This is a genomic window from Actinoplanes sp. NPDC023714 (genome assembly GCF_040639855.1).
Lineage (GTDB): Bacteria > Actinomycetota > Actinomycetes > Mycobacteriales > Micromonosporaceae > Actinoplanes.
Genome location: NZ_JBFAAR010000003.1, coordinates 163881 through 187824, shown reverse-complemented (window position 1 = coordinate 187824; position 23944 = coordinate 163881). Strand labels below are relative to the sequence as shown.

Sequence of the window (23944 nt, the reverse complement as noted above, 5' to 3'; positions counted from 1 at the left end):
TAGGCGATGTTCCTCTCCGTTCTCGGGCCGCTGCGCGCCACCGTGCAGGGCGCCGCCGCCGACCTGGGCGGACCGCGGCAGCGAGCGGTGCTCGCCCGGCTGACGGTCGCCGGCGGCGACGTCGTCTCGACCGACCGGATCGTCGACGACCTCTGGGGCGGCGCTGACGTGCCGGCCCGGGCGCTCGCCACCCTCCAGGTCCACGTCTCCCACCTGCGCCGCGCCCTGGAACCCGGCCGGCCCGCCCGCACCCCGGCCTCGGTGCTGGTCAGCACCGCACCCGGCTACGCGCTGCGGCTGCCCGCGGACGCCGTGGACGCCTGGCGCTTCGACGACCTGATGCGCCGCGCCGCGACGGCCGGGCCCGCCGATCAGCTCCGGCTGCTCGACGAGGCGCTCGGCTGCTGGCGGGGCGCCGCCTACCCGGAGGTCGCCGACGAGCCGTGGGCCGTCCCCGAGGTCGCCCGGCTCACCGAGCTGCGGCTGATGGCGGTGGAGTCGCGCGCCGAGGCGCAACTGGCGCTGGGCCGCCCGGCCGCCGTCGTGGCCGAGCTGGAACGGCATCTGCACGACCATCCGGGACGTGAGGGCGCGGTCCGGCTGCTGGCGCTCGCGCTCTACCGGTGCGGCCGGCAGGGTGACGCCCTGGCCGCGCTGCGCCGCACCCGCGACCATCTCGCCGGCGAGCTGGGCGTCGACCCCGGGCCGGCGCTGCGGGCGATGGAGACCGACATCCTCGCGCAGGCGCCGGACCTCGACGCGCCGGCCGCCGCGCCCGCCACGATCACGATGGTCCGGCGTCCGGCGCCGGCCGTGGTGGGCCGCGACACCGAACTGGCCACGGTCGCTGCCGCCGCTGCCGAGACCACCAGCCACGGTGCTCGGATCGTACTCATCGGGGGTGAAGCCGGCGCCGGAAAGACCACGGTGGCCACCGCCGCCGTCGCCGCCCTGACGGCGGCGGGCTGGCAGGCGCGCCGCGGACGCTGCCCCGAAGTGGCCGGCGCACCACCGGGATGGGCGTGGTCGGAAGCGCTCGGGCGGGAACTGGAGGGCGGCGGGGCGTTCGCGATGGGCCGTGCCGTCGCCGCCGGCCTCGCCACCGGCCCCACCGTGGTGCTGCTCGACGACGTGCACCGCGCCGACGACCTCACCCTGCAGCTGCTCCGCCAGGTGGTCGCGCTGCTGGCCGAGCACCCGGTGCTGGTGCTGGTCACCTACCGCACCGGCGAACGCCACGACGAGCTCGACGCCACGATCGGCGCGTTGCTCGGCGCGACCGCCGCGCACCTGACGCTGCGGGGGCTGGATCCTCGGGCGGTGGCGGCGCTGGCCCGGCGGCACGGGCTCGACGAGGCCGGTCCGGAACTGCTGGCCCGGGTCGCCGAACGCACCGGCGGCAACCCGCTGTTCGTCCGCGAGCTGGCCCGGCTCATCGCCGCCGAGGGCGCCGACGCGGCCGGGAGCGCGGTGCCGGCCGGTGTCCGGGAGGTGCTGCGCCGCCGGGTGGCGCGGCTGCCCGACCCGGTCGCGACGACGCTGCGGCAGGTGGCGGTGCTGGGCCGGGAAGCCGACTTGGACGTGCTCGCCGCGGTGGCCGGCCGCGATCCGGACGACCTGTTCGACCCGCTCGAGGCGGCCGTCCTGGCCGGGCTGCTCGACGAGCCGGCGCCGGGCCGGGTCCGGTTCACGCACGCGCTGGTCCGCGACACCCTCTACGACGACACCCCACTGCTGCGCCGCGCCCGGCTGCACACGAGGGCGCTGCACCTGCTCACCGGCGTCGCGTCCCCGGCCGTCCTCGCCCGGCACGCGTGTGCCGCGGCCGGACCCGCGAACGCGCAGGAGTCGATCGGCTATCCGATCGCCGCGGCCCGCGCCGCCGAACAGGCCGGCTCCTGGCGCGAGGCCGCCGCCCAATGGCGTGAGGCCCTGCGCCTGCACCACCTGGCCGGCAGCCGGGCGACCGGTTCCGTGGTGGACCTGCTGGCCGCCGCCGTGACCGCGCACGCCCGGGCCGGCGACGCCGTCCAGGCCCGGCTCATCTACCTCGACGCCCTGTCCGTCTCCGGCGACGCCGCGATCCTCACCGCCTGGGACGCCCCGCTGATCTGGACCACCCGCGACGGCCGCGAGCCCTCCGCCGCCGCGGTCACCGCGATCCGGCGGCATCTCGCCGGCGAGATGCCCGATGTGCTCCGGGTGCGTCTACTTCTCGCGCTTTTCCGCGAGCTTGAGGGGTACGACGAGACGGCCGCGCAACGGATCAGCGCGCAGGCCCTGACGCTGGCCCGCACCGTCGGCGACCCCCGGCTGCTCTGCGCCGCGCTGAACGTGCGCGCCTACGCCGCCCTCGGCCCCGACCTGCGTGCCGAACGCCGTGCCGTGGCCGAGGAGTACCTGGCCGTGGCGACCCGGGCCGGCGAGATCGACCACGAGGCCGTCGCGCACTGGCTGCTGTTCCTCGACGCGGCGGCGCACACCGACCTGGGCCGGGCCCGCGCCGAGATGGACCTGGCGGTGGCCCGCTCGACGACCGGCCAGCTCAGCGCCCTGCTCGCCGTCGTCGGCATCTTCTCGGCGCTGCTGGAACTGCTGGCCGGCAACGTCGACGAGGCCCTGGCCCGGTACGCCGAGGTGAGCCGCCGGCTGGCCGAGCACGGCGCGCTCAACGGCGCCGCGATGGCCACCGTCGGCCGGGTGGGCGCCGCCATGGTCCGCGGCGACCTCGCCCACCTGCGCGAGGAGTTGCTCGCCGCCGAGGCCGCCTATCCGGGCCGGGTCACCGACGCCCTGGTGCTGGCCCTGCTCGACGCCGGCGACGAGGAGACGGCCCGGACCGTGTGGGCGGGCCGCCGGCCCATCGACCGCAACTACTACTGGCTGGGGTTCACCACGCTGCGCGGGCACGCGGCGGCCCGGCTCGGCGACACCGCGGCCGGCGCCGAGATCTTCGCCGAGCTGCTGCCGTTCACGGGCCGGATCGCCGGCCTCGACTCCGGCACCCTGTATGCCGGCCCAGTCGACGCGGCCCTCGCCGCCCTCTCCGGAGATCCTTCCTACGCCCTCGCGGCAGCCCGACTCACCGCACAGCTCCAAACACCTTTGCTTCGCGGCGGCGGAACGGCAGCGGCATCAGCTTGATCATCAACGCGACCGGCAGCCCACCCTCCCGCCGCGCCTCGGCCAGCTCGCTCTCGGTGCTGACGGCCAGGATCCGCGGCACCTCGAAGCTCATCTTCGCGCCGTGCCGGCGGATGACCGCCTCGACGCGGTTCCACTCCTCGTCGGAGACGTACTTCTTGATCAGAGGAACGATCGTCCGCTCCTCGTCGGCGATGTGCTCGCGCAGGGTGTCGCGCAGATCGGCCAGATCGGCGGCCAATGCGGGCGTCACGGTGTGCCCGCTCTTGAGAGCCGCCGCGCCGGCCCGGATCCGGGCCAGCTTCGGGTCGAGCACCGCGTGGTCGTCGGTCAGCTCGGTGAGGTCGACGTGGGCGCCGGCCGCGCGCTCCAGCACCGGCCACAGCACCTCGTCCTCGGCGCTGTGATGGTGATGGATGCTGTCACAGAAGTCGCTGAGATAGCCGGCGATCGCCCCGGCCCGCTTACGGTCCAGCCTGGTGCCACTCGCGGCGAGCCCGGCCGTCAGCGCCGCACAGCGGTCGAGGTCGCGCAGCATGGCGCGGTGGGCGAGAAGCAGTCCACTCGGTTCGTTGTCCATGACGCCACCTTGCGGGCGACCACCTGCGGCCCACTTGCGGCCGGCTTAAGGCTGAGCTTGAACGTCAAGACCGACGGAAAATGCCGACGAGACCGGCGATCAGCATGGCGGCAAGGGCCCATCCCGCCAGGGTGTAGGCGACGGCCATGTGCGCGGCAGCCCCCATCGGTATGAACCGGGCCCGCTCACCGATTCCTGCCCCTGGAATCAGCAGATCCGCGGTGTACCGAGCGCCATGAAATGTCACCTCACCCTCCAAGTTGGTCGGCGGGTTGATCAACCCTTGCGCTTCCGCTCTGCTGAACCACCACCACCCGAACAGAAAAAGTACCGCGATCGGCCCAACGATCTGCCAGGGCCGAAAACCGTATCCGACCGTCACTCGCAGCAGGGCGCTCCACGCAATCCGGACCAGTCGCAGAATAAGCCAATCCTTCGGCCTGCGCACCTCAAGGCGGCGTTGCCACTGAGCGCTGACCTGAACTTTCACGGCGTCTTGACTGTGCCCTTCCCGTCGATAGGCGGCAGCGAGCTCCTCGTACGGCTGCGGAACGAAGTGCTCCTTGTCGCGCCGCAGCCAGTCGAGCCGTTGTTTGACGGTGATGGTTGGTTCGGCATGGATGAACGCATAAGTGAAGCCGTTGAGCCGCAGATCGTTCTTCCGAGGCCAAGCCGTTATTGAGTCGTACCAGCGGCCCACATGGGCGAAATCCAGCGAGAGCCCGCCGCGCAGCGTAGCTCCGAACCAGCGGACGTCCTTCTTGATCTCTGAGCGGGTCAGCTTCATCGCGATCCCCTCGGGCGCCGCAAGGGTCGCCGACCGACAGTCCAGATTGCCGCCGATGCGCGCCCCGGACAGGTCAACTTCACCGTTTGCAGTGAACCTGTCGTTGAATTTCAGGTCGCCGGAGATCTGCACTCCTCCACCGGACAGCGCAACCCGGCCGGTGAGTACGGCTCCGGAGAAGGCGGCATCCGCGCCAATGTTCGCTCGATCTATCCTCACCGCGGTGCCATCCGGATTGCTAAATGTGGAATGCAGGAGCTGCAGGTTGTTCTTGATCTGCGCCCCGGCAAGGTTCGTCTCACCCAACACGATGCAGTTCTCATCCAGGAGCACCTTGCCGGCGACGGTGATTCCATCCGCAGCGATAGCGAACCCGTCGCGATTGGTGAATCGGCCACCACGGAAATTCAGTTGTCCCCCGATACGTGCGCCGCGAAAATTGACTTCCCCCGTGGCACAGAACCCGCGGTCGAGATGCACCGAACCGCCGGTCGTGGCAGCGTCAACCAGAAGTGCCGTACCCTCACTCACGGTGAACGTCGCATCTCGGCAGCTCAACTGGTAACCGATGCGAGCTCCGAGCAGGCTCACCTGTCCGCGGGCGCGGAAGCCCTGATCGAAGAAGACGGTGCTGCCAGTGTCCAGACCGGGCGCCTCGATCGCCGGTCCGTCGTCGTCGGAGAAACTTCCACCACGGCAGATGAGCTGGCTTCCGATGCTTGCTCCATCGAGATTCACCGTCCGGGTACTCGTGAAGCCGTCGTTCAGTCGTACCTCGCTGCGCGTCGCCAGCGAGTACGCGTCGATGCCGGGGACGTGACATCCGGTCAAGAAAATGACGTCCGCTCGCGCATATTTGAGGATGATCGGCTTCTCGAAATAACACATGCGCAGCTTCAGCGGCCGCGTGAGGACGGCATGGCTCAGGTCGAGCGAACCGACAACCTTGGCACCCGTAAGCCGCAGGGGCAAGTGTGTCCATTTGGGGTCATCATTGGAGAGCGTAAGCAGGCGCACCAGCTCAGGCGCTTCCACCGTTCTGGCCGCGCCCCAAGAAGCCCCCTCCGCAACGCTCGTACGCTGCGGTGGCGGCCGGAGATCTACCAGATCGCCGCGGGCGAGCAGGTCGGGGATCTTCATGACGATCACCTCTGGCCATTCCGACGTGACCGGAGCGTACGGCGTTTCGAAGACCGGCGCTGACAAGCGACCGACACCCCATCGGTCACCCGGGCACCACAGATATGATCAGCTGTGAGCTCTGATCTTTCGGTCACCGTCGGCGACGGGGTCGCCCTCCTGGAGATGCGGCGTCCGCCGGCCAACCACTTCGACGAGGCGCTGATCGGGCGGATCGTCGACGAGGCGCGGAACCTCGATGACGACAAGACGACCCGCGCCATCGTGCTCGCCTCGCAGGGCCGGCATTTCTGCGGCGGGGCGGATTTCGGCAGCGGCGAGTTCGCGGCCGATCACGTGACGGCCGCGGAGCGGCTGTATCGCAAGGCCGTCCAGCTGTTCGAGATCCGTACGCCGATCGTCGCGGCCGTGCAGGGCACCGCCGTGGGCGGGGGTCTCGGGCTGGCGTGCGCCGCCGACTTCCGGGTGGCCGAGGCGGACAGCCGGTTCGTGGCGAACTTCGCGCGGCTCGGGTTCCACCAGGGCTTCGGGATCAGCGTGACGCTTCCGGAGATCGTCGGGCGGCAGAAGGCCACCGACATGCTGCTGACCGGCCGCCGGGTGACCGGCGAGGAGGCCGTGCTGATCGGGCTGGCCGACCGGCTCGCCGAGCCGGGGCGGGTGCGGGAGGCCGCGATGGATCTGGCGCTGCGGATCGCCGAGGCGGCGCCGCTCGCGGTCCGCTCGATCCGGGCCACCCTGCGCGGCGACCTCAAGGAGCGGGTCGAGAAGGCCTTGGACCACGAACTCGCCGAGCAGAAGATCCTCTGGGCGACGAAGGACAGCGCCGAGGGGATCAGCGCGAGCCTGGAGCGCCGGACGCCGATCTTCACGGGCGAATAGCGAGAAGGCGAATAAGGTGAGGGCATGACCACGTTCCGGCAGGCCCGTGAGTTCCTCCTCGCGCATCGCGACGACTACGACACCGCCTACCGGGACTTCCGCTGGCCCGACCAGGAGCATTTCAACTGGGCGATCGACTGGTTCGACGCCGAGGCGGCGGGTGAGGCCGGCCCGCGTACGGCGCTCTGGATCGTCGAGGAGGACGGCTCCGAGCAGCGCTACACGTTCGCCGAGATGTCCGAGCGGTCCAGCCGGGTGGCGAACTGGCTGCGCGACCGCGGCGTCAATCGCGGCGACCGGGTGATCCTCATGCTCGGCAACCAGGTCGAACTGTGGGAGTGCCTGCTCGCCACGATGAAGCTGGGCGCCGTGGTGATCCCGGCGACGCCGCTGCTCGGCCCCGCCGACCTGCGCGATCGCCTGGACCGGGGCCACGCCGCCCACGTGATCACCACCGGGGCGAACACCGGCAAGTTCGCGAGCCTGACCGGCGAATACACAAAAATCGCGATAAATCCGGCAGAGGGCTGGCTCGATTACGCCGACGCCTATCAGGCCAGCCCGCTGCTGAGAGACCCGGGCGAGACCCGATCGACCGACACCCTGCTCCTCTACTTCACCTCCGGCACGACGGCCCTGCCCAAACTCGTCGAGCACACCCACGCGTCCTACCCCGCCGGCCACCTCTCCACGATGTACTGGATCGGTCTGCGCCCCGGCGACGTACACCTCAACATCAGCTCCCCGGGCTGGGCCAAGCACGCCTGGAGCAACGTCTTCGCCCCGTGGAACGCCCTGGCCACGGTCTTCATCTACAACTACACGCGCTTCAACGCCGACGCCCTGCTCGCTCAGATGCAGCGCTGCGCGGTGACCAGTTTCTGCGCGCCGCCGACGGTGTGGCGGATGCTCGTGCAGGCCGATCTGACCGCGCTGAAGGACCCGCCGCAGATCGTCGTGGGCGCCGGCGAGCCGCTCAACCCCGAGGTGATCGAGCAGGTGCAGCGGGCCTGGGGCATCACGATCCGGGACGGTTTCGGCCAGACCGAGACGACGGTCCAGATCGCGAACACGCCCGGCCAGCAGGTCAAATCGGGGTCGATGGGCCGTCCGGTCCCCGGCTACGACGTCGTTCTCCTCGATCCCGACGGACAAATCACCCGGAACGAAGGCGAGATCTGTCTCGACCTGACGACCCGGCCCCTGGGGCTCATGGTCGGCTACCACGGCGACCCCGAGCGCAACGCCGAGGCGATGGCCGGCGGCTTCTACCACACCGGCGACATAGGATCCCGCGATGCGGACGGCTACATCACCTATGTGGGACGCACCGACGACGTCTTCAAGGCCTCCGACTACCGCATCTCCCCCTTCGAGCTGGAGAGCGTGCTCATCGAGCATGAGGCAGTGGCGGAGGCCGCCGTCGTCCCCGCGCCGGATCCCGTGCGTCTCGCCGTACCCAAGGCCTTTGTCGTTCTTGCCGAAGGATGGCAGCCGACCAACGAGACCGCGCAGGCCATCCTCCGCCACTGCCGCGAGAACCTCGCCCCCTACAAGCGCATCCGCCGCCTCGAATTCGCCGACCTCCCCAAGACCATCTCCGGCAAGATCCGCCGCGTCGAGCTGCGCGAGCGCGCAGCAATCGACGAATTCCGGGAGGAGATCTGAGCGGTCCGCTTGCGCTTCTTCCCGGGTACGAGGGAAAAGCGCCGCAAACCCCACTAATCTGACCTCATCCGGGGGCGATTCGGGGGTTTTGCATCGTGTTGGGGCGACTGCGCCGCAGGCACCGCGAGTGGAAGGCCGCCCGCGACTCCGAACACGGCGCCGTCATGCTCATCGTCGCCCTGTTCCTCGCGAACGCCGTCATCTTCGGCATGGGCGCCATCGTCATCGACGTCGGGATGGCCTGGCAGGAACGCGAAGAACTGATCACCGGCGCCGACGCGGCCTCCATGAAGATCGCCCTGAACTGCGTGGCCGACTCCACCAAGTGCACGGTCGCCGACCAGACGCCGGTCGCGATCGCCTACGCCAAGAAGAACTCGAAGGACGGCCTCGCCGACGCGCAGATCTGCTTCAGCTTCACGACCTGCCCGGCCTGGAAGACCACGACGGCCTGCCCGCCGGTGCCGACCCCGGCCGCCGGCGAGACCACCGGCACCTGGGTCGAGGTGCGCACCACCACCGTGACCGCGAAGGGCACGATCCTGCCCCCGGTGTTCGCCAAAGCGGCGACCGGCGGCAAGTTCACCGGCAAGACCGTCGGTGCGTGCGCGCGTGTGGCGTGGGGGCCTCCGGCCGTACGCAAGGTCTTGGCTCTGGGCATCTCACTTTGCGACTGGAAGCGGATGACCAGCAACGGGACCACGTTCTCCGGCCCGCTCGACCCGCTGCTCGGCGGCATTGGGCTCTATCCCATGCTGGGCCTGCCGACCGTGAAGCCCGGCGGCGACAGCCCGATCGCCGCCGCCCTGCCCGCCGCCGTGCTGGGCCTGCCACTGCCCTCATGCACCACGCCGCTCGACCTGACCGTGCCGCGCGGCTACATCTGGCTGCAAGGCCCCGAAATCTTCAACACCACCCTGCCGGACGCCAAATGCGAGATCGACCTCAAGGTCGGCGACCTGCCCCGCTCGTTCCTGCTCGGCGGCCTCACCGTCGGCAGCACCAACCGCTGCACCGCCCGCCTGCAGGCCCTCATCGCGTCGAAGCAGCCGGTCCTCGTCCCGATCTACGACAAGATCGAGCAGGCGCTGCTCAGCATCGCCCCGACCTACCGCATCGTCGGCTTCGCGCCCCTGCAGATCACCGGCTTCTCCGGCCTGCTCGGCGGTCTCCTGGGCGGGGTGAGCAGTATTTTGAGCGGCAACCTGCTGGACGCCCTCACCAAGGTCCTGTGCGACGTGGCGAGTGGTTGCATCTACGGCTATTTCACGAAAACCCTGGTCCCCACCTACCAACCCCGCTTCGGAACAGGCACGAACGTCTACGGAGCAACGGTGATCGGCCGAACGGGTTAGCGCCTCGTTCTCGTTCTCGTTCTCGCCCCTCGCCCTCTCCCGCCTCGCCCTCTCCCGCCTCGCCCTCTCCCGCCCTCTCCCGCATCGCCCCCTTCGGCCGCGATCTTGTTGATTCGGGCCGCACCGTTCCTGCGCAGATCAACAAGATCGACAGGGGGCCGCGGGGCGAGTCACGCGCGGCGAGTCACGCTGGGCGAGTCGCGCGGGGCTGGGCAGGCGGGGGTCAGGCCGCGGGCACCGGTAGGCGTAGTGCCAGCTCGGCCACCGCGGTCGCGGTCATCGGGTGGGCCAGGTGGAAGCCCTGCGCGGCCCGGTAGCCGAGCGCCGCCAGGGTCGCCGCCTGCTCCGCGGTCTCGACGCCTTCTGCCACGACGTCGAGGCCGGCCGCAGCGGCCAGCGCGAGCACGGCCGCCGGCATGTCGCCGTGCAGGAGCGAGCCGTGCAGTTTGAGCTGGTCGATGGGGAGTTCGTGCAGCAGTGCGAGGGACGACCGGCCGGTGCCGAAGTCGTCGAGCGCGATCCGTACGCCCATCCGGCGCAGCTCCTCGAGCGGGCCGGCCGGGACCGCCTCGCTGATCTCCAGGGTCAGGCGCCGCGCGGGCACGCCCGCCGTCGCGAGGATGTCCGCTACCCGCGTGGCGAATCCGGCCTCGGACAGCTGGCGGGCGGAGACGTTGACGCTGATCCGGGCGGGCGCGAGCGGCCCGAGGTCGGCGGTCCAGGCGGCGAGCTGGTCGCAGGCGGCGCGCAGCACCCATTCGCCGAGCGGCACGATCAGCCCGGTCCGTTCGGCGACCGGGATGAACTCGGCCGGCGCGAGGAGTCCGCGCTGCGGGTGCTGCCAGCGTACGAGCGCCTCGGCCCCGCGCATCCGGGTCCCGTCCACCGACATGATCGGCTGGAAGGCGAGACGCAGCCCACCGCCGGCGATGGCGTCGCGGAGCTGGGCGCCGAGCGACGCCGTGTCCGCCACGGCGCCGGCCATGCCACTGCTGTACCGCTGGACGTTGCTGCCGCCGCCGTGCTTCGCCGCATACATCGCGATGTCGGCGCGGCGGAGGAGTTCACCGCCGTCCTCGGAGCCACTCTCGGCCGCCACGCCCACCACGCCCGCTTTGAGCACGCCGGCGCCGCTTCGCGCCGCTGCGCCCGCTTTGAGCTCGCCACTGCCGCTTCGCGTCGCTCCTCCTCCGTCGGCCAGGCCGATGCTGGCCCGGACCAGGAGTTCGTGGCCGTCGGCGAGGACCGGCTCGGCCAGCGACGCGATCATCCGGCGGGCCAGCAGTTCGGCCTCGGCCGGCGTGATCCCGGCGAGCAGCACCACGAACTCGTCGCCGCCGAGCCGCGCCACCGTGTCGCCTTCGCGGACGCTGTCCCGCAGCCGCGCCGCGACCGTGGTGAGCAGCGCGTCGCCGGCGCCGTGGCCGAGCGTGTCGTTGACCGTCTTGAAGTCGTCGAGGTCGATGAGCGCGATGCTGACCGGTTGGTCCGCGGCGAGCGCGTCGGCGAGACGCTGATGGAACAGCGCCCGGTTCGGCAGTCCGGTGAGCGCGTCGTGCGTGGAGCTGTGGTCGAGGCGGGCCACCAGGTCGGCGTTCTCCCGGAACGCGGTGATCTGCCGCCATACGACGAGCGCGGTCAGCGCCGCTGCGGCGAGCACCGCCGGCCGCAGGTCGGGGTACGCCCAGGAGACGGCGACGAGCAGCACGAGCACGGCCACGACGGCGAGGTAGGGCAGGACGCTGAACGACTTCTTGCGCGTGCGACGCCGCTGGGCCCGTCCCGGCCGTTCCCGCCGCTGCGCCTCGGCCGCCACGGTCGCGCAGATCATGACGAGCGGGATGGTCACCTGGGCCGTGTTGAGGTGCACGTGGTCGCTGACGAAGCGCTGCAACATCCCGCTCATCGCGCCGACGAGCAGCCCCAGCGCGAACATCCGCAGGGCCAGCGGCGCGACGTACGCGAACCCGGACAGCGCCACCTTCGCGATCGCGAACACGATCAGCATCTCGACCACGATGATCGCGCCGAGGCCGAGCAGTGAGGTGGCCTGCGTGGCGTCGTCCTGCAGCATCGGGCGGAACTGGTACTGCCACATGAACACGGCGGCGGCCAGCAGCACCGTGCCGGCGTCGAGCACCACACGGATGCGATCGCCGCGTCCCGACGTACCCAAGGGAAGCCGGAACATCCCGATCAGCAGGACCACCACCGCGGCGCCATAGGCGCCGAGCGTCACCGGCGACATCGCCTGGGTGGGCGCGCCGTGACCGATCGCGTCCATGGTGTTGAGCGCCGCTCCGACGCCGACCAGGCCCGCGCACCCGGCGAGATGCCCCCAGAAGATCCGGGCCGGCCGGGCGAGCCGATCCTCCATCGCCAGCCGGACCGCCAGCACCACCGGAATGATCGTGGACAGCGACGCGGGCAGCCAGAGCAGCAGCAGCCCCCGGGGCCCGCCGAAGTTGACGGCGAACACGACGACGGCGAAAGCCGCGATCGCGGCCGACGCCAGCACCGTGCCGGGCAGTGCCCGTCTCCCCTGCGACTCCATCGCCAGACACTCGACCGATCCGGCCCGGATCTGAGGCCCTCGGGGGCCTGCCGCATCGCCGTGATCCGCCCGTTTCCGCGCCGACCAACAAATCGTCATCCGCCGATGTCCGGGAAGCCGCCGGCTCGCCGCAGACTGAGGGAGCGTTCAGGTGAGCCGGCTCCGGGGCGTTCACCGTTCGCGCCCGCCGCCCCACCGGCGGGCCGTCCGTAAAGGAGCCCACCCTATGAGCTCTGTCCGCATCGCCACGACCGTCCTTCTCGCCGCCGTTCTCGGCGTGCTCGGCCTGGCCGCTCCGGCCTACGCCGTGACCGCCGCCCAGAAGGCCGCCGTCCTGTCCTCCTTCACCCAGACCAGCGCGTCGAGCTACAGCGCCTGGAACGCGGCCCGGCAGAACCGGGGCGACTGGTCCGGGTACGGCTTCGACTGGAGCACCGACTACTGCTCGGCCAGCCCGGACAACCCGCTCGGCTTCGAGTTCAAGCTCGCCTGCCACCGGCACGACTTCGGCTATCGCAACTACAAGGCGATCGGCGCGTTCGCTGCCAGCAAGAGCCGCGTCGACTCGGCGTTCCACGAGGACCTGAAGCGGAAGTGCGCCATGTACTCGCCGGTGGTCCGGCCCGCCTGCACGAGCCTGGCCTGGACCTACTACCAGGCGGTGTCGCTGTTCGGCTCGGTCGCGGCGGTGAGCACGGCCGACATCCGCAAGGCCGCGAAGATCAAGGTGGATGCGCTGGCGGCTGGTTGATTTCGGTCAAGAGCCTCATTTGTACGAGTCGGAGCGGCGCCCCCTTACCAGCGCCACTCCGACTCATCCCCCGTACAAATAAGCTCCTGCCTTGAATCAGGCGATCGACCGCGCGGCCCGCAGGATCGTCTCGGCGACAGCGGCCGGCTCCGACGCCGGGATCGCGTGTGAGGCGCCGGGCAGCTCGACGGTGGTGCGGGCGCCGGCGCGCTCGGCCATGAAGCGGTGCGCCTCGAGCGGGATGTTGAAGTCGAGCTCCGGGTAGATGAACCAGGACGGCAGCTCCTTCCACGCCGGCTCGCCGGAGCCCTCGTTGAGCGCCGCCGTGTTCAGCGGGCGCTGGGTGGCCGCCGCGAGCGCCGCGACGCCGGCCGGCACGTCGGCGATGAACTGCTGGTGGAACCGCTCCGGCCGGATGAACAGGTCGACGCTGCCGTCCGCGAGCGGCACCTCCCGCAGCGTCTCCCCGAGCGTGCTGCCCGGGAACTTGCCGGACAGGAACCCGATGCTCTCCCCCGCCTCCGGCGCGAACGCCGCGACGAACACCAGCGCCTTCACGTTGTCGTGCCCGGCGGCGGCGTTGGAGATCACCGCGCCACCGTACGAATGCCCGACGAGCACCACCGGCCCGTCGATCGTCGCCACCAGGGCGGACACCCCGGCCGCGTCCCCGGAGACGCTGCGCAGCGGGTTGGGCGCCGCGATCACCGGATACCCCTCGGCGATGAGCTGCTGAATCACCCCGTTCCAGCTGCCGGACTCGGCGAACGCGCCGTGAACGAGAACGATGGTCGGCTTCATGAACGTGCCTTTCGAAGAGGTGGTCCTCCTCATTCCAGCGGCACGGCGGCGCCGGCACCACGCAGAAGTAACGCAGAACTACCCGACTGCGTCCCGCCGCCGCCCGCCGCCTGCCGCCCGCCGCCCGCCGCCCGCCGCCCGCCGATCTTGAACGCTCGACCACCCTCCGGCAGATCTTGAACGCTCCACCACCGAATCCGGTGGGCCATCGTCCAAGATCGCCAGGAGGAACCGCTCACTGAAAAAGTTAACGAGGAATCACATTCGGGGCATCGGTGGCCTTAGATTGGGCTTCGGACTTCTCCACCGAAGCAGGAGGACCGCACCGTGAACCCTGATCAGATTCAGACCCTTCGCCTGCTCTGCGACACCATCGTCCCGTCTCTCGACCGGCCCGACGACCCCGACGGGTTCTGGCGGCGGACAGCCACCGACGTCGGCGCCGACCAGGGCGTCCTCGCCATGATCTCGGCAATGCCATCCGAGCGGCAGGCCGGGATCGCCGCCCTGCTCGACGCGCTCGCGGCGAACGGCTTCCGGGAGGCGCCGCAGCCCGTGCTGACCGCCATCGGACAGGCGTCCCCGGAGGCGGCCGCCGGGATCGCGGCGCTGACCAGCCTCACCCTGCTGCTCACCTACGGGATCACCGACGCGGACGGGCGCAACCCGTTCTGGACCACGATCGGCTACCCGGGCCCGGCCGCCCTCGCCAGGCCGGCCACTCCCGCCGGGCCGGCCACTCCCGCAGGGCCGGCCACCCCCGCCGGGCCGGCCACCCCCGCCGAGTCGGCCACCCCCGCCGGGTCGGCCACTCCCACCGAGCTGGCCACTCCCACCGCGCCGGCCACCCCCGCCGGACCAACCGAGGAACCGCTGATCACGCCGCTGCGCCCGGACGGCGATCTCGAACTGGAGGCCGACGCCGTCGTGATCGGCTCCGGCGCCGGCGGCGGGCTGATCGCCGGCCGGCTCGCCGCGGCCGGCAGGCGGGTGGTCATAGTGGAGGCGGGCCGCTACAACACCGAGGCGGATTTCGATCAGCTGGAACTGCCCGCGTATCAGCGTTCCTACTGGCGGGGCGGCCCGACACCGACCGGCGACGGCAACATCACCCTGATGGCGGGCGCCGGGCTCGGCGGCGGAACCGTCATCAACTGGACGAACTGCATCCGTACGAAGGACCACGTCCGTCAGCAGTGGGCCGACGAGTTCGGCCTCACCGATGTGGCGACGCCCGCGTTCGACAGGCACCTCGACGCGGTGTGGCGGGAGATGTCCGTGAACGATCGGTGCTCGGAGTTCAATCAGATCCACGAGGCGATGCAGCGCGGGGCGGAGAAGCTCGGCTGGTCGTTCGCGACGATCTACCGCAACTGGGACGAGAAGCGGCACGACGCGGCGATCGCCGGCCACCTGGGATTCGGGGACCCGTCGGGGGCGAAGCAGTCGACGCTCAAGGTCTACATCGAGCCGGCAGTGCTGCGGCACGGCGCCCAGGTGATCGACAACTGCCGGGTAGACCGGATTCTCACCGCCGACGGCCGCGCCACCGGAATTATCGGAAATGTCGGAAACGCCACGGTCACCGTCCGCGCTCCCATCGTCGTCCTCGCCGCCGGCGCCCTCGAGTCCCCCGGTGTGCTCTTACGGTCAGGCATCGGCGGCCCGGCGGTAGGCGACTACCTCCGCCTGCACCCCTGCACGGTCACGATGGGTGACTACGGTACCGACATGCGCGGCTGGTGGGGCGCCCCGCAGGCCGCACTGGTCAACGAGTTCGCCGCCGTCGAGGACGGCTACGGGTTCCTCATGGAGAGCGTGCAGTACACCACCGCCCTGGCCGCCGGCTCGATCCCGTTCATCTCACCTGAGCAGCACAAACAGGCGATGTCCACGCTTCGCAACACCGGTTCCTTCATCGGCCTGATCCGCGATCACGGCCACGGCCGGGTCACTCTCGACGAGTCCGGCAACACGGTGGCCTTCTACGACCTGTCCGACGATCTCGACATCCGCAACACGAAGCGTGCCATCGAAGCCGAGATCCGGCTGCACCACGCCGCCGGCGCGCGCCGCATCCAACTGTTCGCAAACGGTCTCGACGCATGGGAGCAGGGCGACGACCTGGAGGCCTACATCGCCCGCGCCACAGCGGTTCCGCTCCGCGCCGGCGGTGCCACCCTCTTCGCCGCGCACCAGATGGGCAGCTGCCGCATGGGCACCGATCCCACCACCACCGTCGCCGATCCGCGCGGCGAGCTCCACGACACGCCCGGCGTCTGGATCGGCGACGCCTCCGCTTTCCCGACGCCGTCCGGCACCAATCCGATGATCACCGTGATGGCGCTGGCTTCCCGAACCGCCGAGAACATCCTAAAAAACTGAGATTTGTACGAACGATTACCCGTCCCCAACCGCACCATCACCGCCCCCACACCACGACGCGGGCCGGGCGACCACTCCAGGCCGCCCAGCGCGCGCCGGCGATAGGTGCATGGTCATTCCCGGACGCGCGCTCCACCGCAAAACCAGCACCCGAACCACACTGCACCACCTCACCGCCGCTGCCCATGCAAGAACGAGCACCTCCCGCCTCCCTCCCTGCCGCACATCCCCGCCCCCGCGAGACCGAGCGCCCCCACCGCGCCACCCGCATCCACCCTCGCTGGAGCGAGAAGGCTTGTCGGATGCCGAGGAACACCTGTAAACACCCTTTCGTGTCATTTCCACCGAACCCCCGCTGGTGGGACGGTCGGCCACCGGACACACACCTCGTCCGCATTGGGTGATCTTGTAACTCTGTGTACTCTGCAGACCGCGTTCGGAAATCTGCAATCGGCTGATTGCGTCCGGCGCGATCATTATCGTCAGGCCAGTGGAGATCAGCGCGATGAAGATGTACGACGTCCCCGGTTCGGACGCGTTCCAGCGGTTCCTCGACAAGGAGAAGGCCGCTCGCGACATCTTCTGGAATCAGCCGCTCCACGTCCCGGGCCCGCTACAGGTGCCGGCCTACGCCGAGGCGACGCTCCGCTCCTTGACCCGCAACGACGCCGACCTCGACGAACGTGTGCGGATCCGCGGCGAACGGCACACCGCACTGCTCGCGCGCCTCGACGGCGACGACGCCCCGGCCGTGCACGCCGTCATCGACGAGTCGGTGCTGCGCCGTTCGGCGGCCGGATCGGACGCCACCCGCCGGCAGATCGAGCACCTCATCGAGCTGTCGCAGCGACCGGCCGTCCACATCGGGATCATGCCGCTCGACCGTGGCCCGCACCGGGGCCTGATCGGCCCGTTCGTGGTCGCCGACGAAATGGTCTTCTTCGAGGGCGCCGCCGGCGACCAGCTCGTCGAGGACGTCGCCGCCTCCTACCGGGACCTGGGCCGCTCCCTGATGGCCGAAGCCGCCACCGACGAGGACGCCCGCACCCTGATGGGCAAGCTGATCGGCCGCTGACCGACGGCCGCGCCGACCGCCAGCCGCGGCCGAGCCAACCGCCGGGCCAACCGCGGCCGAGCCAACCGCCGAGCCAACCGCAGCCGGGCCAACCAGCGCCCGGGCCGACCAGCGGCCGGCGAACAGGTCAGCCAGTGAAGGGGTCGCCGTCCTTCAGATCGTCGACGAAGGCCTGGAACACCGCGCGGTCGAAGCTGAGGACCGGCCCGGAGCGATCCTTGGTGTCGCGGACCAGCACCACATCACCGGCCATCTTGACTTCGACGCATCCTCCGCTTTCGCTATGCGAACTCTTGAACCAACCCGACTCGGCCCGGTCACGCATGACGCCTCCCGCAAGTGCTCACGCCGCCGGCACGGACACCCGACCGCACCGAAGATCCAGCACACCTCATCGGAGCCGGACGATCACTCAGCGTACCTGACATTCAACTGTCTGGATGCGCAAAACAGACGTCGATGATTAGGCAACGGCCGATGAGGTAGGATTTCGGCGAGCAGGCGTCCGCAATCTGCTTTTTGCAAATTGCAGACTGCGAGCGGGGAAGAACAGGGGGTGAACCGTGTCGGATCTGCCCGGTCACTCCATCGCGCCCTCCGCCGTCGGACCGAAGATCGCCAAGGTCAGCGTCGCACAGCAGCTCAAGGCCCTCCGCGAGGAGGCGCGTCTCACCACGGCCACCGTCGCCGACGCGATGGACTGGTCGATCTCGAAACTGACCAGGATCGAGAAGGGCGAGGTGACCATCCAGCCGTTGGAGGTCCGCGCGCTTCTCGCCCATTACGGGATCACCGACGAGAACCTCGCCGCCAAACTGTCGAAACTGGCCCGTTCATCCCGGAGCCGCCAGTGGTACAGCAGATATCGGCTGTCCGGCGCCTTCGCCGATTTCGTCGCTTACGAGAATGAAGCAGCCGTCATCCGGATTTGGCAGATGCTCTTCATTCCCGGTCTTATGCAGACCACCGAATACGCACGCGCCGTCACCGCGAGGACGCTGCGCACCGACTCGAACGACGATCAGGTCAAGGCCCGCGTGACCCTGCGGCTCGACCGTCAGCACGCGCTCTTCGAACGCCTGACCGGGCCGGACGCCCCGCGCATGCAGGTGGTGATGGACGAGTCGGTGCTGCGCCGGCCGATCGGCGGCCGCGAGGTCCAGGTCCGCCAGCTCGACCACCTGTTGTCGCTGGCCGAGGACACCGACCGCTTCACCTTCGGCGTGACCCCGCTCGACCTCGAACACCACTCCGGGCTGGGCGGCTCGTTCACGATCCTGCAGTTCCCCGAGCACAGTCACGGCGACGTCCTGTTCGCCGAGGGCGCCGCCGGCAACGACTTCATCATGACCGACAGCGATGCGGCGCTGCGGCACAACGCCCTCTTCCAGGACCTGCTCGATTACGGCCGGACCGGCGAGCGCGCCGTGCAGTTCATCCGATCCATCCGAAACGAACTGCACGGCGCCTGAGCAAACGCCGCCAGGACAAAAGCCGCACGATGCCTGAGATCAAGCCCGCACAACGCCGGGGATCACGGCCGCGGCTCGCGCCCGGCCTCCTTGGCCCGGACGACGGCGCGCCGCACCTGCTCGAAGGTCTGCCAATCGGTCGACCGGAACAGCACGACACGACGATCCGCGTACCAGGCGGTCAGCCCCATCCGCCGGGGCGGCCTGCGCCCGTCGACCACGCTGGCGGCGGCCACCCCCACCAGAACGACCAGGCACGCTACCCCGAACCACAGCTCGGACCAGCCGAACACCCTGATCAGCCCGGCGACCAGCAGCAGCCCCGCCAGACCGCCGCCCACCGCCACCATCCGGGCCGGGTACGCATAGTCGTAGTACGGGTCCTCGATGAACAGATCCCGGACCCGGTAACGCCCCTCCACGGTCTCGATGTACCCCCTGCGGACGACGATGCCCGGTCCTCGGTAGTAGATCCGGCCGCCCGCTGAGGTATCTGGATTGGCTGTCATGACGACACCTCCTGATAGACATCGTCATTCAGTGTGCTAGCCGCCAGCAATAGTCCGTTCTAGCTAGGCTGTCGGCGCTCCGCTATCTGCACAGTGCAGACAAGGATATAAATCCATTTCCGTACGATATGTCGCGCCCGTTTCACACTTTTCGCGACGCATCGCCTCTTGCAGCGCGGATCGAACGGCGAAACGTGCCATTTCTCAGGCCCGCAGTTGCTTCACCAGCCGACGCTCGGCGCGGCCGCCCGCATCCTGGAGATCACCGGTCGGCGTCCAGCCCGCTCGCTCGTAGACGGCCTTGGCCCGGACATTGTCGTCGATCACCCAGAGCTCGAGGCTCTCGAAGCCGGCCCTCAGTGCCTCCTCGTCGACGTGGGCGAGCAGGCGGGAGGCGACGCCGGCGCCCCAAACGTCAGGATCGACCGCGAGGTAGACGAGTTCCGGCCCGACGAGCACCGCGAAACCGACGGCCCGATCGCCGACGCGGGCCAGATACAGAACTCCGCCCTGAGCGAGGCGCCGCTCCACACCGGCCAACGAGGACGCCAGGGCCGACGGAGGCGCAAGCCCATCACGGACCGCCGCCGCACGGGCCCAGATACGGGCCGCCTCGACGGCGTCCCTGGAGCGGGCCGCCGCGGCGGCGTCCGTGGAGCGCGCAATGATCACGCCGAAGGATAGGGCGACGCCTCCAGCAGGTGGGCCAGGTGGGCGGTGTTGGCGGCGAGGGTCTTCGTCGCGGCGCCGGTCGTGTCCGCCTTGGGGCCGGCGTCCTTGTAGTCGAGGCCGCCCATGGCCTCGCCCACCCAGTACGTCGAGGCGGCCCCGGCGATCGTGAAGCCCACGTCGTTGAGGCCCTGCAGGACCTCGGCGGTCACGTGGTGGGCGCCGTCCTCGTTGCCGACCACGGCGACCGCGGCCACCTTGCCGTACACCTTCGAGATGTCGGCGTCGAGGCGTTCGAGGACCATCTTGCAGACGCTCGACGGCTGGCCCATCCAGATCGGCGTCGCGATGATCAGGATCTGGGCGTCCATGATCTTCGCGCGGATGGCGGGCCACTCGTCGCCGTCACCCTCGTCGACGGTGACGCCGAAGCGGACGTCGTGGTCGACGACCCGGATCACCTCGCCGTCGACGTCGTGGTCGGCGAGGGCCGTCAGGACTTCACGTCCGAGCAGTTCAGCGCTGGATTCGGCGGGGGACTTCTTCAGGGTGCAACCGAGCACCACGGCACGCAGCGTCGTCATGGTCTCTCGCATACCCGGGTGAACCACCTTCACGCCAAGAAGATCTTGCTGTTAGGTTGTTGCACATTATTGGCAACAACCACGGGAGTGCTCAGTGGTCAGCGAGGTCGTCGCCGCGCAGCGGAGCCGCACCACGGCCTGGCTCGGCGCGCTGACCGCGATCCTCGCCCTGACCACCCTCGTGGCCGTCGGCACCGGCGCGATCGGCATCAGTCCCGCCACCGTCGCCCGGATCATCGCCCACCAGCTCTTCGCCGTCGGCGACGTCACCTGGACCCCGCCCGAGGAGGCGATCGTCTGGCAGGTACGCCTCCCGCGCGTCCTGCTCGGCATCCTGGTCGGCGCCGGCCTCGCGGTCTGCGGCGTGGCCCTGCAGGCGATGGTCCGCAACGTGCTCGCCGACCCGTACCTGCTCGGCATCAACTCCGGCGCCTCCAGCGGCGCGGCGGCGGCCATCCTCTTCGGAGCGGGCGCCGGGTTCGGTCAGTACGCGCTCTCCACCAGCGCTTTCGCCGGCGCGATGGCCGCCTCCCTGGCCGTGTTCCTGATCGCCCGCAGCGGCGGCCGGGTCACCTCGATCCGCCTGCTGCTGGCCGGCGTCGCGGTCGGCTACGCCCTCTACGCCCTCACCAGCTTCCTGATCTTCGCGTCCGGGTCGGCCGAGGGCTCCCGCTCGGTGATGTTCTGGCTGCTCGGCTCGCTCGGCCTGGCCCGCTGGGACGCGCTGCTCGCGGTCGCCGCCCTGGTGATCGGCGGGACCATCGCCTACCTCACGGTCACGGGACGCAGCCTCGACGCGCTCAGCGTCGGCGACGAGACCGCGCACACCCTCGGGATATCCCCGGATCGGCTCCGGCTGCGGTTGCTCGTCGTGGTCTCGCTCTGCGTCGGGGTACTGGTCTCCGCCTCCGGCAGCATCGGGTTCGTCGGTCTGGTCGTACCCCATCTCGCCCGCCGCATCGTGGGCGCCCCGCACGTCCGGGTGGTGCCGGTGGCGGCGCTTCTCGGAGCGATCCTCCTGGTCTGGGCCGACGTGATCGCGCGCGTCCTGCTCGCCCCGCAGGAGATCCCGATCGGCATCATCACGGCGCTGGTCGGCACCCCGTTCCTGCTGGTCCTGATCCGACGACTGCACGCCTGAGAGGACCCTGACATGCGCATGTTCCCGGCTTTGGTGGCCGCCACGCTCCTCGCGGGTTGCGGCCTGACCACCGACGAGACCGCCGCGGCCGACACGGCGATCACCATCGAGAACTGCGGCGCCCAGGTCACCTTCGAGCAGACCCCGCAACGGGTGGTGCTGCTCAAGAGCGCCGCCGTCCCCTACCTGCACTCCCTCGGCGTCCTCGACCGTGTGACCGCCCGCGCCGGCCAGTATCCGAAGGACTACTACGACAGCGCGACCCAGGCCGAGCTCGACCGCATCCCGCTGCTCACCGACAAGACCGACACGAGCGGCCACCTGCAGATCTCCAAGGAGGTCGTGATCGGCCAGCAGCCCGACCTCGTGCTCGGCGAGGTCGACAACCTGTCCCGCGACACCCTCGCCGCCGTGGACATCCCGCTGCTGGAGGAGCCCGCCCTCTGCGCGAACGCCACCGGCGAGCCGTCCTTCGACGACATCTACTCGCAGATGCAGACCTACGGCCGCGTGTTCGGGCGCGAGGCCGAGGCGGCGAGCGCGATTGCCGCGCTTCGGGCGCGGATGGCCCACATTCAAAAGCCTTCGAGGGTACGGACGGCAGCCGTGCTCTATCCGACCGTCGGAGGAGGCGTCACCTACGCATACGGGGCGGGCAGCATGGCGCAGCCCCAACTCGAGGCGGCCGGGTTCACCAACGTCTTCGGCGACAGCGCGGAGCGGGTCTTCGAGGTGACCCTCGAGGAGCTGCTCGGCCGCAACCCGGATGTGCTGATCCTGCTCTACAGCGACGGCGACCCGGAGGCGGTCGAGCAGGCGGTCACCGGCCTGCCCGGCACGGAGAAGCTCAAGGCCGTCGCGAACGGCGACGTCATGCCGCAGCTGTTCAACTTCACCGAGCCGCCGTCCCCGCTCGCCGTCGACGGCCTGGAGCGGATCGTCGAGCGGTTCAGCAAGACATCATGATCGAAGCGAACGACGTCTCCTGGCGCTACGGGGCCAACCCGGTCATCGACGGCGTCGGCGTGACGGCCCGCCCCGGCCGCGTCCTCGGGCTGATCGGCCCGAACGGCAGCGGCAAGACCACCCTGCTGCGGCTGCTGCACGGCGCGCTGCGCAGCACCACCGGCACGGTCACCGTGGACGGCGACGCCCTGACCGCGCTCTCCCCGCGGGAGACCGCGAAGCGGATGGCCGTCGTCGTGCAGGAGACCGGCGGCGAAACGGCGCTGACCGTCGCCGAGATGGTCCTTCTCGGTCGCGGCCCGCACCTGTCGGCGTTCCAGCGGACCGGCCCGGCCGACCACGAGGTGGCGGCGCGCTCGCTGGCCCGGGTCGGCGCCACCCACCTGGCCGGCCGGCCCTTCGCCGGGCTGTCCGGCGGCGAACGGCAGCGGGTTCTGATCGCCCGCGCGCTCACCCAGGAGGCCACCCACCTGCTGCTCGACGAGCCGACCAACCACCTCGACATCCGCTACCAGCACGAGATCCTCCGTCTCGTCCGCGGCCTCGGCACCTGCTCGGTGGTGGTCCTGCACGACCTCAATCTGGCCGCCCGCTACTGCGATGACCTGGTGCTGCTCGGGTCCGGTGGGGTGGTCGCAGCCGGTCCGGCTTCCGACGTACTCAATCCCGAGGTCCTCGAACCGGTCTATGGGATCGGCATCCGCCGCCTGGAGATCGAGGGCCACCTGCATCTGCTGTTCGAACCGTCGCCTTCCGATTCGTCGCTTGAGGAGATCACCGCATGACCGCGCAGGACCGCATCAACGCCTACTGGACCGGGCGGGCGCCGGCCTACGACGCCTACCAGCAGCGGCCGGAACGCCTCGACGCCGACGCCGCGGCCTGGGCGGAGATCTGGAAGCAGGCCCTGCCGCCGGCGCCGATCGACGTGCTCGACGTCGGCACCGGCAGCGGTCACGTGGCCATGGCGGTGGCCGGGCTCGGACACCGGGTGACCGGAATCGATCTGTCCGAGGGGATGCTCGCCGAGGCCCGCAAGCACGCCTCGGCGGCCTCGAACCCGCCGGATTTCCGGCTCGGTGACGCCGTCGCGCCGGACTTCCCGGACGACAGCTTCGACGCGATCGTGGGCCGCTACGTGATGTGGACGCTGCGCGAGCCGGCCACCGCCGTGGCGAACTGGAAGCGCGTGCTGCGCCCCGGCGGCCTGGTCGTCATGGTGGACAGCACCTGGTTCCCGGACGGCCTCGACGAGGAGATGCAGCCGGGCGTCACCGCGTTCTACGACGCCGAGGTGCGCTCGATGCTGCCGCTCGCCACCGCCAAGTCGATCGACGAGACCGCGCTGGCCCTGGCGAACGCCGGCCTCACCGACGTGTCCGTCACCCCGCTCACGACCATCTTCCAGCTCGACCAGGAGTACGGCGTCTCCCCCGGCCACGAGGTCCAGATGCAGTTTCTGATCAGCGGCCGGGCCTGAT

The 23944-nt window shown here is 70.2% G+C and carries 20 protein-coding genes; 12 read left to right on the top strand and 8 right to left on the bottom strand.

Features of this window, described 5'->3' with window-relative positions:
* Positions 1 to 6: 6 nt before the first annotated feature.
* Positions 7 to 3144: a BTAD domain-containing putative transcriptional regulator gene (locus tag AB0G10_RS16170; protein ID WP_360921280.1), complete on the top strand. Its 3138-nt coding sequence runs from the start codon at positions 7 to 9 to the stop codon at positions 3142 to 3144.
* Here AB0G10_RS16170 and AB0G10_RS16165 read toward each other — a convergent pair.
* Both AB0G10_RS16165 and AB0G10_RS16160 read right to left on the bottom strand, forming a co-directional pair.
* Positions 3083 to 3724, bottom strand: coding sequence for a hemerythrin domain-containing protein (locus AB0G10_RS16165; protein ID WP_360921277.1), 642 nt, complete (start codon positions 3722 to 3724; stop codon positions 3083 to 3085). The genes AB0G10_RS16170 and AB0G10_RS16165 overlap by 62 nt on opposite strands.
* A 64-nt stretch (positions 3725 to 3788) precedes the next feature.
* Positions 3789 to 5651, bottom strand: coding sequence for a hypothetical protein (locus tag AB0G10_RS16160; protein ID WP_360921274.1), 1863 nt, complete (start codon positions 5649 to 5651; stop codon positions 3789 to 3791).
* Between the two features lie 114 nt (positions 5652 to 5765).
* Between AB0G10_RS16160 and AB0G10_RS16155 the strand changes: the two genes are divergently transcribed.
* The 3 genes from AB0G10_RS16155 to AB0G10_RS16145 all read left to right on the top strand — a co-directional run bounded on the left by AB0G10_RS16155 (position 5766) and on the right by AB0G10_RS16145 (position 9556).
* Positions 5766 to 6533 carry an enoyl-CoA hydratase/isomerase family protein gene (locus AB0G10_RS16155; protein WP_360921271.1) on the top strand — a complete coding sequence of 256 codons (768 nt, stop codon included), beginning with the start codon at positions 5766 to 5768 and terminating at the stop codon, positions 6531 to 6533.
* Between the two features lie 24 nt (positions 6534 to 6557).
* Positions 6558 to 8201 carry an AMP-binding protein gene (locus AB0G10_RS16150; protein ID WP_360921268.1) on the top strand — a complete coding sequence of 548 codons (1644 nt, stop codon included), beginning with the start codon at positions 6558 to 6560 and terminating at the stop codon, positions 8199 to 8201.
* Between the two features lie 95 nt (positions 8202 to 8296).
* On the top strand, positions 8297 to 9556 hold the full coding sequence (locus AB0G10_RS16145) for a hypothetical protein (RefSeq protein ID WP_360921265.1): 1260 nt from the start codon (positions 8297 to 8299) through the stop codon (positions 9554 to 9556).
* Positions 9557 to 9779: 223 nt separating this feature from the next.
* Here AB0G10_RS16145 and AB0G10_RS16140 read toward each other — a convergent pair whose 3' ends face one another.
* A complete protein-coding gene (locus AB0G10_RS16140) occupies positions 9780 to 12110 on the bottom strand; it encodes an EAL domain-containing protein (RefSeq protein ID WP_360921261.1) in 2331 nt (776 codons plus the stop codon).
* A gap of 226 nt (positions 12111 to 12336) precedes the next feature.
* On the opposite strand from AB0G10_RS16140, the gene AB0G10_RS16135 reads away from it, so the two are divergent.
* Positions 12337 to 12861 (top strand): phospholipase, encoded by a 525-nt coding sequence (locus AB0G10_RS16135; protein WP_360921258.1) that lies wholly within the window; start codon positions 12337 to 12339, stop codon positions 12859 to 12861.
* Positions 12862 to 12957: 96 nt separating this feature from the next.
* On the opposite strand, the gene AB0G10_RS16130 is transcribed toward AB0G10_RS16135, so the two are convergent.
* A complete protein-coding gene (locus AB0G10_RS16130) occupies positions 12958 to 13662 on the bottom strand; it encodes an alpha/beta hydrolase (protein WP_360921255.1) in 705 nt (234 codons plus the stop codon).
* 327 nt (positions 13663 to 13989) lie between these two features.
* On the opposite strand from AB0G10_RS16130, the gene AB0G10_RS16125 reads away from it, so the two are divergent.
* Together AB0G10_RS16125 and AB0G10_RS16120 are read left to right on the top strand one after the other, a co-directional pair.
* Positions 13990 to 16047 (top strand): GMC family oxidoreductase N-terminal domain-containing protein, encoded by a 2058-nt coding sequence (locus AB0G10_RS16125; protein WP_360921252.1) that lies wholly within the window; start codon positions 13990 to 13992, stop codon positions 16045 to 16047.
* 490 nt (positions 16048 to 16537) lie between these two features.
* Positions 16538 to 17122, top strand: a complete 585-nt coding sequence (locus AB0G10_RS16120) for a DUF5753 domain-containing protein (protein ID WP_360921249.1) — start codon at positions 16538 to 16540, stop codon at positions 17120 to 17122.
* Between the two features lie 127 nt (positions 17123 to 17249).
* Here AB0G10_RS16120 and AB0G10_RS16115 read toward each other — a convergent pair whose 3' ends face one another.
* Positions 17250 to 17447, bottom strand: a complete 198-nt coding sequence (locus AB0G10_RS16115) for a DUF397 domain-containing protein (protein ID WP_360921246.1) — start codon at positions 17445 to 17447, stop codon at positions 17250 to 17252.
* 238 nt (positions 17448 to 17685) lie between these two features.
* Here AB0G10_RS16115 and AB0G10_RS16110 point away from each other — a divergent pair, with 238 nt between their 5' ends.
* A complete protein-coding gene (locus tag AB0G10_RS16110) occupies positions 17686 to 18594 on the top strand; it encodes a helix-turn-helix transcriptional regulator (RefSeq protein ID WP_360921243.1) in 909 nt (302 codons plus the stop codon).
* Between the two features lie 62 nt (positions 18595 to 18656).
* Here AB0G10_RS16110 and AB0G10_RS16105 read toward each other — a convergent pair whose 3' ends face one another.
* From AB0G10_RS16105 to AB0G10_RS16095, 3 genes are all read right to left on the bottom strand, one after another.
* Positions 18657 to 19103 (bottom strand): DUF6232 family protein, encoded by a 447-nt coding sequence (locus AB0G10_RS16105; protein WP_360921240.1) that lies wholly within the window; start codon positions 19101 to 19103, stop codon positions 18657 to 18659.
* A 204-nt stretch (positions 19104 to 19307) separates the two neighbouring features.
* A complete protein-coding gene (locus AB0G10_RS16100) occupies positions 19308 to 19775 on the bottom strand; it encodes a GNAT family N-acetyltransferase (RefSeq protein WP_360921237.1) in 468 nt (155 codons plus the stop codon).
* Positions 19772 to 20368, bottom strand: coding sequence for an NAD(P)H-dependent oxidoreductase (locus tag AB0G10_RS16095; RefSeq protein WP_360921233.1), 597 nt, complete (start codon positions 20366 to 20368; stop codon positions 19772 to 19774). Before AB0G10_RS16095 ends, AB0G10_RS16100 begins: the two co-directional genes overlap by 4 nt.
* Positions 20369 to 20450: 82 nt before the next feature.
* Here AB0G10_RS16095 and AB0G10_RS16090 point away from each other — a divergent pair, with 82 nt between their 5' ends.
* From AB0G10_RS16090 to AB0G10_RS16075, 4 genes are read left to right on the top strand one after another with little or no spacing between them, the layout of a single operon-like run.
* Positions 20451 to 21497: an iron ABC transporter permease gene (locus AB0G10_RS16090; RefSeq protein WP_360921231.1), complete on the top strand. Its 1047-nt coding sequence runs from the start codon at positions 20451 to 20453 to the stop codon at positions 21495 to 21497.
* Positions 21498 to 21509: 12 nt separating this feature from the next.
* Positions 21510 to 22463 (top strand): ABC transporter substrate-binding protein, encoded by a 954-nt coding sequence (locus AB0G10_RS16085; RefSeq protein ID WP_360921228.1) that lies wholly within the window; start codon positions 21510 to 21512, stop codon positions 22461 to 22463.
* The gene (locus AB0G10_RS16080; RefSeq protein WP_360921225.1) at positions 22460 to 23248 is read left to right on the top strand and encodes an ABC transporter ATP-binding protein; all 789 of its coding nucleotides are present in this window, start codon (positions 22460 to 22462) and stop codon (positions 23246 to 23248) included. The genes AB0G10_RS16085 and AB0G10_RS16080 overlap by 4 nt, the downstream gene beginning before the upstream one ends.
* Positions 23245 to 23943 (top strand): class I SAM-dependent methyltransferase, encoded by a 699-nt coding sequence (locus tag AB0G10_RS16075; RefSeq protein WP_360921222.1) that lies wholly within the window; start codon positions 23245 to 23247, stop codon positions 23941 to 23943. Before AB0G10_RS16080 ends, AB0G10_RS16075 begins: the two co-directional genes overlap by 4 nt.
* Position 23944: the final 1 nt, after the last annotated feature.